14 protein-coding genes and 1 pseudogene are annotated in these 13,300 nt (G+C 32.9%); 5 read left to right on the top strand and 10 right to left on the bottom strand.

Translation table 11 applies throughout. The features are described from left to right. Nucleotides 1-29 precede the first annotated feature (29 nt). Entirely contained in the window at nucleotides 30-548 is a 519-nt protein-coding gene (locus Q0910_RS19555) for a YkgJ family cysteine cluster protein (RefSeq protein ID WP_299220184.1), read from the top strand. 107 nt (nucleotides 549-655) lie between these two features. On the opposite strand, the gene Q0910_RS19560 is transcribed toward Q0910_RS19555, so the two are convergent. Further along, on the bottom strand, nucleotides 656-1,339 hold the full coding sequence (locus Q0910_RS19560) for a Lipl32 family lipoprotein (RefSeq protein WP_299220190.1): 684 nt from the start codon (nucleotides 1,337-1,339) through the stop codon (nucleotides 656-658). Nucleotides 1,340-1,516: 177 nt separating this feature from the next. Between Q0910_RS19560 and Q0910_RS19565 the strand changes: the two are divergent. Next, nucleotides 1,517-1,823, top strand: a pseudogene (locus Q0910_RS19565) (YkgJ family cysteine cluster protein); the annotation flags it as partial. An 83-nt stretch (nucleotides 1,824-1,906) separates the two neighbouring features. On the opposite strand, the gene Q0910_RS19570 reads toward Q0910_RS19565, so the two are convergent. The 9 genes from Q0910_RS19570 to Q0910_RS19610 all read right to left on the bottom strand — a co-directional run bounded on the left by Q0910_RS19570 (nucleotide 1,907) and on the right by Q0910_RS19610 (nucleotide 8,483). Next, nucleotides 1,907-2,662: a hypothetical protein gene (locus tag Q0910_RS19570; protein ID WP_299220195.1), complete on the bottom strand. Its 756-nt coding sequence runs from the start codon at nucleotides 2,660-2,662 to the stop codon at nucleotides 1,907-1,909. Between the two features lie 134 nt (nucleotides 2,663-2,796). Continuing rightward, on the bottom strand, nucleotides 2,797-3,432 hold the full coding sequence (locus Q0910_RS19575; RefSeq protein ID WP_299220200.1) for a hypothetical protein: 636 nt from the start codon (nucleotides 3,430-3,432) through the stop codon (nucleotides 2,797-2,799). Nucleotides 3,433-3,608: 176 nt separating this feature from the next. Beyond that, a complete protein-coding gene (locus Q0910_RS19580) occupies nucleotides 3,609-4,688 on the bottom strand; it encodes a DUF6620 family protein (RefSeq protein WP_299220206.1) in 1,080 nt (359 codons plus the stop codon). A 28-nt stretch (nucleotides 4,689-4,716) separates the two neighbouring features. Then, nucleotides 4,717-5,754 (bottom strand): SPFH domain-containing protein, encoded by a 1,038-nt coding sequence (locus Q0910_RS19585; protein ID WP_299220212.1) that lies wholly within the window; start codon nucleotides 5,752-5,754, stop codon nucleotides 4,717-4,719. An 18-nt stretch (nucleotides 5,755-5,772) separates the two neighbouring features. Further along, complete coding sequence (locus Q0910_RS19590; protein ID WP_299220217.1) at nucleotides 5,773-6,540, bottom strand: hypothetical protein; 768 nt, start codon at nucleotides 6,538-6,540, stop codon at nucleotides 5,773-5,775. A 20-nt stretch (nucleotides 6,541-6,560) separates the two neighbouring features. Further along, nucleotides 6,561-6,761 (bottom strand): hypothetical protein, encoded by a 201-nt coding sequence (locus Q0910_RS19595; protein ID WP_299220222.1) that lies wholly within the window; start codon nucleotides 6,759-6,761, stop codon nucleotides 6,561-6,563. Between the two features lie 111 nt (nucleotides 6,762-6,872). Continuing rightward, nucleotides 6,873-7,562, bottom strand: a complete 690-nt coding sequence (locus Q0910_RS19600) for a Lipl32 family lipoprotein (protein ID WP_299220225.1) — start codon at nucleotides 7,560-7,562, stop codon at nucleotides 6,873-6,875. 30 nt (nucleotides 7,563-7,592) lie between these two features. Further along, nucleotides 7,593-7,937, bottom strand: a complete 345-nt coding sequence (locus Q0910_RS19605) for a zinc-ribbon domain-containing protein (RefSeq protein ID WP_299220228.1) — start codon at nucleotides 7,935-7,937, stop codon at nucleotides 7,593-7,595. Between the two features lie 123 nt (nucleotides 7,938-8,060). Continuing rightward, nucleotides 8,061-8,483, bottom strand: coding sequence for a hypothetical protein (locus Q0910_RS19610; RefSeq protein WP_299220231.1), 423 nt, complete (start codon nucleotides 8,481-8,483; stop codon nucleotides 8,061-8,063). 229 nt (nucleotides 8,484-8,712) lie between these two features. On the opposite strand from Q0910_RS19610, the gene Q0910_RS19615 reads away from it, so the two are divergent. From Q0910_RS19615 to Q0910_RS19625, 3 genes are all read left to right on the top strand, one after another. After that, nucleotides 8,713-11,760 carry an ankyrin repeat domain-containing protein gene (locus Q0910_RS19615; RefSeq protein ID WP_299220235.1) on the top strand — a complete coding sequence of 1,016 codons (3,048 nt, stop codon included), beginning with the start codon at nucleotides 8,713-8,715 and terminating at the stop codon, nucleotides 11,758-11,760. A 69-nt stretch (nucleotides 11,761-11,829) separates the two neighbouring features. Then, entirely contained in the window at nucleotides 11,830-12,264 is a 435-nt protein-coding gene (locus Q0910_RS19620) for a hypothetical protein (RefSeq protein WP_299220238.1), read from the top strand. Between the two features lie 114 nt (nucleotides 12,265-12,378). Continuing rightward, nucleotides 12,379-13,272: a hypothetical protein gene (locus tag Q0910_RS19625; protein ID WP_299220241.1), complete on the top strand. Its 894-nt coding sequence runs from the start codon at nucleotides 12,379-12,381 to the stop codon at nucleotides 13,270-13,272. The last annotated feature ends 28 nt before the right edge of the window (nucleotides 13,273-13,300 follow it).

The following is a 13,300-nucleotide window of genomic DNA, read 5'->3' on the forward strand; positions in this document are numbered from 1 at the left end:
TCGTAATTCATAATTCGTAATTTTGTGCTATGCAAGAATTCATAGATCAATTACCGAAACTGGCCAAAGATACACAGAACGAGAATAAAAAGTATTTTGCAAAGCTTAAAAAGAAACCGCCAAAGAATTTGGATACGTTTATGCAGGATTTGCATACGAAAGAGTTTCAGAAAACGGATTGCTTGGAATGTGCGAATTGTTGTAAAACCACTGGACCTTTGTTTACGGATATTGATGTAGATCGAATTTCGAAGCATTTAAAAATGAAATCTATTCAGTTTGAAAATCAATATCTGAAAAAGGATGAGGATGGAGATTTTGTATTACAAGAAACACCTTGTGCTTTTTTGGCTGCAGATAATTATTGTTTGATTTATGATGTAAGACCAAGGGCATGTAAAGAGTTCCCTCATACTGATCGAAAAAAGTTTCATCAAATTTCTGACTTAACGATGAAAAATATAGCCGTTTGTCCAGCTGCTTATAATATCGTAGAGAAGATGAAGGAATTGATGCCTTTAGAACATAAAAGCAATAGACGTGCATAATCTATAATTACTCCATAATAATTTATCATTATGTGATAAAACAAGTATCCCTGCACTTTTATTATTAAAATGCAGGGATACTTATAAGTGTGTCTTAAGTACTTATCTTATAATCCTTTTTTTAATTCTTCGATAGTTTTTGCCATCGCTACTCCTGGTAGTTTGATAGGAGCTGCAACTTCTGCAAGAAACGTACCTTTTACTTCCCCTTTTTTATACGTTGTAAATCCGATACGATATAAGCCAACCGTTAAAGCCTTAAGTGGGTCACCAACTTCACTTTTATATCTTAACAAAGAATTGTAACTACTTCCGCTAGGTTGTTTAGGCATTTCACTACTATCATCATTACGATCTAGTGTAGTCCAGTTAGCATTCTTCACACCATCTTCACTAATTTTATCTTTGCTAATAATATCTGAGCGCTCTAAAGTAATATAAGTGTCAAAATACTCGTCTGAACTTGCATTTTCTTCATAAGCTTTAGACTTAGTTGCATTTTTTACTTTGGTTTTTCCAACAGGTGATTTCATTCTTACACCAAGTTCCGTTGCCACAGCAGGAACCCACATATAGATGTAATAAAACTTTTTACCATCTTTTACTTCATCTTCATTTCCAGGCGATGCATATCCAAGATAAGATACAACTTCTGTGTATGGTACTTTTATGGTCTTTGGACCAATCTTTTTTTCTATCGAACTACCGAATTTTTTTAGTTTCTGTGCTTGAGAGTCAACAGAACTACCTAATGTAAATATACTTAGTAAAAGTAAAATTTTGATTTTCATGTTTTTAGTTATTGAAGTTATTAATTGATTAATTAAACACACTTATTTTTTGTTAAAAAGAAGATCAAATATGAATGTTTTTTAATTATAAATTGCATTTTTTTAACGTTTTTTTTGCATAAATTTTTTTAATAACTTTTTCGAAAATATTTTTGACAGTCATTATAGTTTTCAATTAGAATTTCGAAGCATTTAAAAATGAAATCTATTCAGTTTGAAGATTAATATCTGAAAAAAGATGAGGATGTAGATTTTGTGTTACAAGAAACATATTGTACTTTTTTGGCTACAGATAATTATTGTTTTGATCTATGATGTAAGACCTAAGTCCTATAAAGAATTCCCACATACTGATCTAAAAAAGTTTCATCAAGTTTCTGACTTAACGATGCAAAATACAGCTGTTTGTCCAGCTGCTTATAATATAGTAGAGAAGATGAAAGAATTAGTGTCTTTAGAGCATAAGAGTAATAAGCGTGCATAAAGATATTTGTAATGTTTTGTCAATCAATCTTTAATTTTTCAGTTTTTCTATTATTATGCTTTTAAGTCTAACATAAAAAATGGCTATCGATAAAACTGCCAGACTCCGTTTTTACGACCAATGATATTTCTATAGGTGATACGATCCCATTTACTATTTTGAGATGTTCGAATTAATGGAGAACCATCTTCACGACGTAGATCATATAATCTTCCATTAGCTACTGGAATAGCGGTATATGATAAAGTATCTATATCATCAAACTGCCAGATTTCTTTTTTAGAATTTTTTAAAAGACCTTCTTTTAATTCTTTGGTTCTAATCGATAGAGTGATTTCAGGATCAATAGCCGACATATCTTCAAATATTGGATCGAATGCCGTGACGATTTTATTTACATTTTTCACTACTTTTAAATCATTATAAAATGATTTAGCAAATGCAATAGCTTCCTTATGACTTTTGCGATCTGTTACGATATCTGCATCTAGCCAGCACCAATCTGGTCTCTTTTTTGATAGTTCTATATCCTCATGGATTGGAGAATCATCATGTTCCGTTCTAATTACTAGCAAAGTTTCTCCTCCTTCGCCATCTACCCAGTCTCCTTCTGTATATCTAACAAGTCGTACTATAGTTTTTCCTTTATTTGATGAAGGGTAAACGGACAATGTGTTTTTTCCTGTTACGATATTTAGTTCAACTTGTATATGTTTCATTTCGGCGTCTCCACCTGAAGAGAGATGTCCTATCGGAATATCATTTAGACGAATTTCTGCAGTAGTGCCTTCTCCAGAACCTTCAACATAGAGAATCTTATTTTGAGATTTTTTATTCATAATACTATCTGACTTTTTGGATAGATTAGTATTCCCAGACGAAGAGCTGTTAAATCCATAAAGCATTATAGTTAAAATTAAGAGGATAAAGAGTTTATTGGTTTTAAGTTGTGATTTCATGAGTAATTGATGTCTTAGTTTTTTATTTCAATAAACTCCTCTTCAGTCTCACCAGGTATTCTTGGAGCTGGTGCATAATGTCCACTGATTGTAGAAAGGATTTCCCCCGTTTCTTTATCTACTTCTTCCGTAGAAAAGCTTCCACCCAAATAGGGATCTCGCGATGAAAATTCTACCAAATAAAGCTTTTCTTTTTCATAAATAATCGTTGGTGGATACATTATTCCTTTATGAAAAATATCAGTATTAGTTCCGTTAGGATTCATTAAGAAATTAATTACTCTTAAATGTTCTGATGTTGGCTGATAAAAAGTAGTGTTTTCTCCATCATTACTTACGCTACTTTTAGAAACGAATTTAGATGGGAACTCTACCAAAATACCCGAATAATGACTAGTGTTTTTTGGCAAGTACAATACGTTATATCCCAATTCTACCAATATCCTTTGATCACTAGCTTTTACTTTAATGAAATGGAAATCATCTTTTTTGACGTGGGATGTTTCTTGCTCTTTTATTTTTTTTAACGCTAAATCAATAATATGATCTCTTCCTAATTCAATTAATCTTTTTACTTCTTGGTTTGGTTTCGTGTTTTGAGAATATGTCATTTGCATGCATAATATGATTAGTAAAAGGATTGATTTCATTTTTTTTGAATTTGTTGTATTGATCGTTTTGCTTTTTCTAGGGTTGATCATATGAATTAGAAATATACTATTATTTCATAAAACAAATGACCCGATTTCATCAAGTGTTAACTATATCTAATGTCATGGAATTTATTGACTAATTTCGGGTCATTGTCATCTAGAAATCAATAACCCTAGAAATCTATATCATCTCCAGCTCCTGCTGTAGCAAACTCAGCATTGTATTTTTCCATTAATTCTCCCATTTTTAATGCCATACGTGTATCAGTTGCCATTTTTGTGGACCATTGCGCTCCGACAGAACTCCAATCGGTAACGTTAAGTCCATATTCATTTAGTATAGAAACTGCATCTTTTCCTTGTGCAGCACCCATATTTTGATGGCACATAATTTTTATATATAGTTCGAAATCTTCACTGACTTTTTCTAGTGCACTTCCACCAGTTGAAGTATTTGTTTCTGATATTTCATTAGTTCCTGATGATGCGAACTTACCAATATCAGAATTCATAAAAGCATCACCATATACTTTTGAAATTGCAAACGTTGTGTCCTGAGACATTCTAGCAGTCCACTCTGCAGAAACTTCATCCCAAATAGGTTTTTCTGTACCCACTACTTTCAGAACATCTTCTAAATCCATACCACCAGCGATTTTTGCATTTGCGGCTGCCCAAGTTTCCATATCGATTCCGTTTATTGGATCTAGTAATCCACCTTCCGAAGCAGCTTCTATATGCGCATCCATTTGTGCATCAAGTTTTGCCTTTTGTTCCTTCAGAAAATCATCAGAAGCATCTAGTGCTTGTTCTTCTGCAGAATCTAATAGAGAAACCCCCCATGAAAAATGTTTGTCATCAGAAAATCCATATTGTTTAATTTGAGTATTAAATTCATCTGGATTACTATGTTGAAGCTCTTGAATAACAGAAAGTTGTTCTTTGGCAACACTATGAGAAAGTTCTTGTACTTGTTCAGGCATTTCGAATCTGTTAGCATATCCGTATCTTCTGATTCCTAACCTAAATTGGCTATTAAGATCTACCCAATGAGGTTCGTTTAGATTAGGTTTAAAAGGCCATAAATCACACGCTTCATCTTCTGCGATATCCGGAAAAGATAGATCAGCACAAGGCCAAGTTGTATAGTCATAACTGCGCCAGTCCATACGATCTAGTACTGTTAGATAATCTCTGTATTCATCTTTTTGCTTCCCTGAAACGTTTTGATATAATTCATTTGTGCTACTCATGATATGTTGGTTTTATAATTTTTTTTTATTAAAATTGAGATAATATTTCTTGTTTTTTCTGTTTGTATTCTTGCTCATCAATAAACCCGGCATCAAACATTTTTTTTAATTTTTCTAGCTTTTGCATAGGATCATCCGGGTTTGGTTGTGTTGGTGGAGGATTATTTTGCTGTTGTTGTGGAGGTGCTTGTTGATTCTGACCGTTCATCATATTTCCCATCATTTGCCCCATTCCAAGACCAGCACCCATCTGCATACCTAGGTTTCCACCACCTTCATTTTTTGCCATGTTTTTAAGCGCTTCGAGTTGTTGATAATCTTGATAGCTTACACCAAGTTCTTTTATCGCTTGGGCTTCAGCACTCATATCAGCAATTCTGCCAATTCTTGTTCTGGTTTCTTCGTCAAAACTGGTTCCTTCTATTCTAAAATCAAGAAGTTCGAAACCTAATTCGCTAAAGATACTTTCACATGAGGTTTTAGAAAATTCAGCAATCTCATTGCGATGTTTGTCGATATCAACATAGCTAAAGGATGCTTTGGCAAGAAAATCACTTATAGGTTGCGTGATTCTTGATAAAATCACTTTTTGTATTGCCTTTACAGGGTAATAATCTTCACCGGCAATTACATTAGTAAAAAAGTCAATAGCTTTGGTAATCTTAAATGAAAAGTTACCAAAAGCGCCTAATCCAACCGGAAAGTTATAGACAGGATCTTTATAGGTTATTGGAGAAGGGGTGCCCCAGCGAATGTTTTGCATTTCTGCTTTTCGGTAAAAATAGATTCCTACTTTATGAGCAGACTCGAACTTATACATGATGTTTTTGATGGTCGTCCAGAAAGGAATATTACCAGTCTTAAGATCATAGAGTCCTTCTTCTTCAAAAAAACCTTCTACTTTACCTTCATATACAAAAAGACATCCTTGTCCTGGTCCAACGATCAGTTTTGATGCATTTTTAATTTCATCACCATTTTGAGTCCATTTCTCAAAAAGAGTATCTGATTTTGGGTTTTGCCACTCAATAACTGAGCGTAATTGATTACTAAATGAATTAGACATTTTTTTCTTTTTTTTGATTTATGAATAATCTATTATCAAAGACATTTTAGCTGTAAGATCTTTTTCATATCGATCTTGATAATCAGGAATGATTTCGATCCTTTTCTTGAGAAAGGTTTCTATATATTTTCGATATTGATTTACTAATTCGTCTTTGCCGAAAACATCTCGATCTTTTAGGTAGTTCTGAAATTTAAGCTGTTCATATTTTAAATAATGTTCGAGAGCAGCTTCTTCTCCTAATGCATTAATAGCAAAATGTTCTATATTTCTTGCTTTAGTTCCTGGCTCGAATGTATTGACGGTTTGGCAATAATCGCAGGTACTATAATAAGACCTGAAAAAATTATTTTTAACGGGAAGTTTTGCTTGACATTGGGTACAAGAAAAGTCTTTGGATAGTGTTTCTTTTACTGTAACCAGTAGTTTTTTTGCTGCTTCCGAAAAAATCCGAACTTCGTATGATTTTAATTCTTGATCTAAGTCATGTTGAAGTTGAAACCCTTTATTTCGTTCTTTGATGAATTGAACAGAATCATCATCTAGATGGGTATCTAAAAAGGTTTCTTCTACTTTGTCAAACCAGGTCGAATCTATTTTAGAAATCAGATCGGAGGCTTGTGTGTATATTCCTTGCCAAGCATTATGGAACGTTGTAGTTTCAAAATCAGTAGCTTCAAACAGTAATGGTAATGCAGCTTCTGTTTTACTTAGTACATCGTGAAATCGATCTTCAATTTTGGTAAGAAAAGTATCCCATCTATTTTGTGTAGCTGTAAAAGACATCTCAATAGGTTTATTAGGTTTTAGTAAAATTGGTTTTCGCAGAAATCACAGTATTTAAGATCTGTATCACTAGGTCTTGCAGCACCACAGCTTTTACATTTTTTGGTCTCAAGACCTGCGTTTGTTTCTTCGTGTTTTTTGGTAGAAGAAATAGCATTGCCTAATATATCATCGAGAACACTTTTTTCTTTTTTTTGTTTTTTTTCCGCGTTGTCTTGCATAACGTAAGTGATTTAGTTGTAGTTGTTTTAGAAAGAAGAAGTGAAAGAAAGTTATCCCTATGTGTTTTGAACATAGGAATAACTATCCAGTTTTTGTTTGTTAGGAATACATTATTTACTAAGTCCTGCTTTTAGGTCTTTAATGGTTTTAGCCATTACTACACCTGGTATTTTTATTGGAGCCGCAACTTCTGCTAAGAAAGTACCTTTTACTTCTCCGGTTTTATACGTAGTAAAACCTATACGATATAACCCAACAGTTAATGCTTTTAAAGGATCATTAATGTCACTTTTATATCTTAACAAAGAGTTATAAGTACTACCACTTGGTTGTTTTGGCATCTCTCCACTATCATCATTACGTTCTAGGATAGTCCAGTTGGCACTATCTACTGCGTCTTGACTGATATTAGCAGTACTAATAATATCTGAACGTTCTAATGTAATATAGGTGTCAAAATAATCAGCAGATTTAGCATTCTCTTCGTATGCCTTAGACATCGTAGCTTTTTTGATTTTGTTTTTCCCTACAGGAGACATCATTCGCACTCCCAATTCTGGAGCAGCAAGTGGTACCCATACATAGATGTAGTAGAATTTTTTTCCATCCTTTACTTCATCTTCGTTACCTGGAGCTGCATATCCAAGATAAGATACTACGTCTGTATAAGGTACTTTGATAGTTTTTGGACCTATTTTTTTCTCGATTGAACTACCGAATTTTTTTAGTTTTTGCGCTTGTAATGTTGTTGAAGTTCCAAGTGCGATAATGCTTAATAGAAATAAAATTTTTGTTCTCATAATTTGATGATTTGCGTAATTTAAAATTGTTTATTTAGTTAAAAATGATAATATAGATATCAACATAATCAATGATAATAGAAGGATAATACCGGTAAAGTGATACCAAGGAATTTTGATTTTATTGTTTTCGAAGTGTTCGAAACTAGTGGTCAATTCCTGGTCTTTAAATTCTTTTTTTTCAAAAACACCTTTGCAGTGACTACATACTGAGTAGATTTTTTTCCACAGTGGGAAAAACGGAATCCAGAATACATGAAAGTATTTTCTATACCCCTGAATCCACATCTGATTTTTTGTTTTACAAAAAGGACAGCAACCTCCATCAAGTTTTGCAGGATGTATGGTAGAAGAACTTATTCCGAATATTATCATGGCAAATCAATGTATGTTAGATATTCTTTTAGTTTGAAACTTTGCTTGAGTTAGGAATAGGAGAGAGAATTACATCTTGTTGGAAGAATTCTTTCTCTCTCCATTCTTCAACTAACTAACATATTATGGAAGGAAAAGGAATGACGCTACGATCATCCATCCACCAACGATTAACCCAAAGAATCCAAGTTTACCTTGTTTAGGAGCTAATTTTGCTCTCAGCTCGTTTGCCTTTTCTTTTGCTGCTTCATTTTTGGATAAGAAAAATTTATTGATAAGCCCAAAACCTAACATAAATCCTAATATTGCAGAAATAATGTTACCTGCTAATAAGGTTGCCCACCATATTGGATCTGTAGTAAGCCATCCTAGATTTAAGATTGCTGTAATGATTCCCCAAACTCCGGATAAACAGAATATAAGTCCGAACCATCCTTGATACGGTTCGATTTTTTCTAAAAGTTCTTTGGCGTTAGGCTTTTTTGAAAGCAATAATGATGGTACTGCTAAAATACTTAATAAAATTAATGAAATTCCCCAGATCATATCTTTATGGTTTTATAGGGTTAGTAATTAGTTTAATGCTGTAAGCTTTGATGTATTGTTTATCAAAAACTACAGTACAAAGATGTGATATATCTAAGCTACAGGGGACACCCTTTCTGGTGAAAATGATCACCCTGAAAACAGTGAGAGAAGTTTTTTGATAAAGCACTATTTTGCAATCGTAAAAAAATCATTAAAGTGTAGAAACGATAAAAAAATATCCATTCTGATGAAGCGACCTGAAAAATACCTTACCCTTAAAAAAGATAAAAAAACTAATTATAACCTTATTGTTCCAAAGGGAAGCATTTGTATTATCATTAAAGGTATATCTGGACAAACAGCAACGATAGAAGTAAAACAGTTTGATAATCAAGAGAGTTTGCAGAAAGAAACAGAAGATCTTGTTCTTTCTGTATTAAAGCAAGGGTACAAAGAGGACACGCAACCAGAGGAACTTTCTGTGTTTTCTATAGCCTTGGAACAATTAAAAACGGAAGATGTAGAACAATTTGAAGATGGACTCCTTGTCCTAAAAACATTAGTAGATGCTTATTATACTAGAGATGAACACCCTTTTGTTCAATTTCTTGGAGTAAAAATGGAAGATGAAGAATTGGTTACAACTCCTATACTGGATGAGTATCTTCAAAAACACATTAATAAGGTTTCGTCAGAGTCGTTAGTAAGTGTCATTAAGATGACATTACAGAACATTTATTTTAACTTTGAAGCTACTAGTTTTGCAGTACAAGAAATCATTAAAAGAAAAGATCAAGAGGCGCAACTTACTATTGTAGATCAATTTTATGAAGCTTGTGAATATTATGATGCAGGTCACCGATTCTGGAGTAGTACTAATCAGGATGAATTAATTGATACTTATTTTCCAGAATTTGAATCAGAAGCGTTACTGAAATTATTAGAAAAGGCTTCTGGTGATATGCTCAATAATGAAGGAGGTGATGGCATGGATGCTCTTTTTGCTCCTGCATTACACAATACCAAGGACTACGACCTTCAGCAAAAAATCCTGGATGTTCTGGAAGCATACAAGAAAGAATATGAAGAAGAAGGGTATGCAGATGAGGAATACTTTGATAGTATATTAGAAGCAATATTAGCATCCGCTCCTGCCAATGTAATTCAAGGGATTGAGAACATAAAAGAAAATAAACAGAAAAGAGAGGCATTACTAAAAGCAATCGAAGAGCTCAATCCTATAAAGATTGAAGAGCTACTAGAAGAAGGAGCTAAATTTGATGATCGCCTTATAGAACAGGTACTTGAAGACGCCTTAGAAAAGAATGATATATCCATCATCAAATTATTTAAAAACAAAGGAATCCAATTTAATGTAGAAGAGCTGTTTCGATACTCAAAGGGACATGTTGAAATATTAACAGAAGCTATAGAATCAGATGCAATAGATGTTAGTTATACCAACAAAGAATCAAATAAAAACCTGTTGTTTTTTGTGTCCGAAAATAAAGCTCTGCTAGAAGCTTTACTAAAAAAAGGAGTAGATATAAACCGGAAAGATACTACTGGGGACACTATTTTAAGAAAAGTATGTGCATCTTTAAAAGGAGATAATCAAAATGCTGTAGATGTTGTAAAATTACTTTTAGAATATAAAGCAAACCCTAATATTCCTTTAACAGCAGAAGGTTGGAGAAAAGGGATGATACCAGTTCATTTTGCGGTAAAAAACGAAGCTATTGATGTTACCAAATTGCTCATAAGTGCTTCGGCAGATGTAAATGTTATGCCAGAGAATGGCAAAAACCCTCTAATGCTTGCACATCAAACTAGTAATGATGAATTGATTAATATATTGATCGAGGCTGAGGCAACTGCTCCAGAAAAAGAGCTTCTTAAAATTAAATTTATGAGATGCGTTTCTCAGGCACAATGGGATCAGCTTTTGGAAATGGAGGAAGAGATTGTTTTAGAATATCCTGATGAGTTTACGATTAATCTAAATTTGGCGCAAGCATATTATCTCTCTAGAAGAGATTATACAAAAGCCGCTAATTACGCAGAGCGTACATTATTATTAGAGGTTAATAATAAGTCCTTAAATATTCTTTTTATGAGCCTGATTAGATTAGGAAAGGCTCAGCAAACCATTGATGTATTTCTAAAAAATAAGGAAAATTTTAATCCCGAAAGAGCATTATCGGATAACATCATAGCTAATCTTATTGTTGCTTATTGTGCCAGTAATCAATTAAAAGAAGGTATTGAAGTCTTGAGTCCATATTTTGGTAAAGTAGAGGAATCCAGGCATGAAAAAGGGGTTATGAATTTTAATATCGCTTGTATGTACGCCTTGGCAAATGATATACATGAAATGTTACCATTTGTCGTAAATGCATTAGAACGAAAATATACTAAAGATGATTTCCTTAACGAGGGCGATTTTGCTGCGTATCATACAGATGAATTATTTCTATTTATACTAAATCTGGACCATCAGAGTACTATAGAATTAGAAGAATATAAAGAGAATGCTGAGGCGAACACCTTTAAAAAACTAAGCGTAAAAGCCTTTTACAATACAGGAACATTCTCTTTTGAAGATGACGAGCATGAATTCAGTTATGAAACAGGAACTATTGGTGATGAAGGAAGAATTCAGGAACGATTATATGCTTCCAAAGCACAAGCATTGACTATGTATTTTAAGAAATTAAAAAAAATGCATCTCGAAGATAAAAACATGTATTTCATATTAAAAGAAGATGCTTCCTTAGATTCAGAAATAAAGATGAATGCTCCTAAAGATATATCTAGTGAACTAGATTTCTTGTCAGGTACTAAAATTATGGTACCGCTAGATACTCCAATGGTTTTTACTACCAATGCAAAAGCCGGAGATACGATACTTGATTTTAATAACGGTAAAATCCCTGTGATGTCCAGAAGATTTATAGAGTTGCTTAAAGGAACTGGTGTGGAATCATTACAAACCTTTCCTATAATTATCAAAAGTAAAAAAGACGGAACTGAATGGGAGGATTATTTTGCGGTAAACCTTTTAGATGTGATTGCTTGTGGTACTTTTCCTAAATCTATATTTAGGGAAAATGGCCCAAAACATTGGAACCGTTGTGAGCTCGCCATAGACGCAGAGAAAGCAGATGGAGCATTATTATTTCGTTTGCAAGAACATTTGCCAACGATACTATTTCACCGAAGTGTTGGTAAATATATTGTGGACAATGACATTGATGAGGTGATCCATTGGGAAGCTGATAATATAATTCAATAAAAACAATATGAATTATTATCGAATTATTTATGGATTGTTTTGACACCTATAACGCAAGCTTTTATACTTATGAAATTTAAGGACATAGAGAACACTAATTATAATGATAAGCTAAAGAATTTGGCTGATTTATCAAAAAAAATTAAACAAGCAGAATTTCAGGAAAAAGAACTTTTAACGGATGAATATTTACGTCAATTAAATGACCTTATTCGCAGTGGCTGGTCCTATGCATTAGGTAAGGAAAATGAAATCGATGAAACTCTCTTGCCTAAGTCATATCTTACGTTGCGACATCAGGTAATTGAAAATTTACAGATTCAACTAGGATACTGTGCTGAGCGTTATCGGGCTTCAGCTAGTGACGATAAAGAAACAATTATTGAGTATCACAAGGTATTCCAGGAACTGATTCGCATTACAGGTACAATCATTGGATTAGACCCTGATTCTGAATTACCAGACAAAGACATGCCTAAAGATTATGTAGATTTCTGGTTATAATAAGTATATGAAAAAAAGATCATATGTACTATACAATTGGAACTGAAAGAGATGAAAAACCACAGTATCAATTAATACCAGAAAGAAATATTGAAGATCTAAAAAAAACAAACTATGAACACGATAAAAATAATAATAAGTGCTAAAGGTTACGCTGGTGATTATGAGGAAAAGGCGATCGAACAGAAAAAAATAGTAGATAAGGACTTCGTTGATAGTCAATTGACGGAAGTTGATTTAAAAAACATACTGCATACTATAATCGCTTCTATTAGAGAAATAAAAAGGTTATATCCGGATGAACAGACTGATGTGATATATCATAATGACAATAGACTGGAACAGATTAAATTTCAAATAAAAATTAATGAAAAAGATAAAAACGGCTATAGTTTAGAAGAAGAGGCGTTCTTTAATAAAGTGGCTGAGTATGATTCACTTTCTCCACTTATTTTAGACTATTGTCAGGTAACAGATGATGGTGAAGAGGGTACAAGGGTTTGGATTCCTGAAAATGATAGTTATGTATCTCATTCGGCAGGTACTTATGCTATTTTAGCACTGGTCAATCAAAATAAAAAGTGGATACGTTATTATATTGAGTTTTTAAGAACTAATGATTTAGATCATGAAGTTGAGCAAATGTGGCATATAAAAGAGATCATTGAAAAATATAATTGGTGTGAACTGACTTGTCGTTTAGCGATTGCTAGAAATGTAAGTTGTTGTGGACAAAGTGGAAGTGAACAATTTGACAGCTTGATGACTGAAGGCCTTGAAGAATATCTAAAAAAAGAAGAAAATCAAAGCATGTTTTTTAATAGTGTTGTAAGAGAATTTCAAGAATGGAAAGCTGTGGAGTTTAGATTAAAGGATGGATATAAGAAACATTATTTGGACTATGTCGTATCCTATATAAAAAACTTTAAAACTGCTCTTACAGAAAACCAAATCAATAAAATAGAAACCTTATTATTACAAAAGTGGGATGCTTTTCATAAGAATTAAGGCAAACTATTTAATTTATTAGGTATTA

This window comes from uncultured Aquimarina sp. (assembly GCF_947495315.1).
Taxonomy (GTDB): domain Bacteria; phylum Bacteroidota; class Bacteroidia; order Flavobacteriales; family Flavobacteriaceae; genus Aquimarina.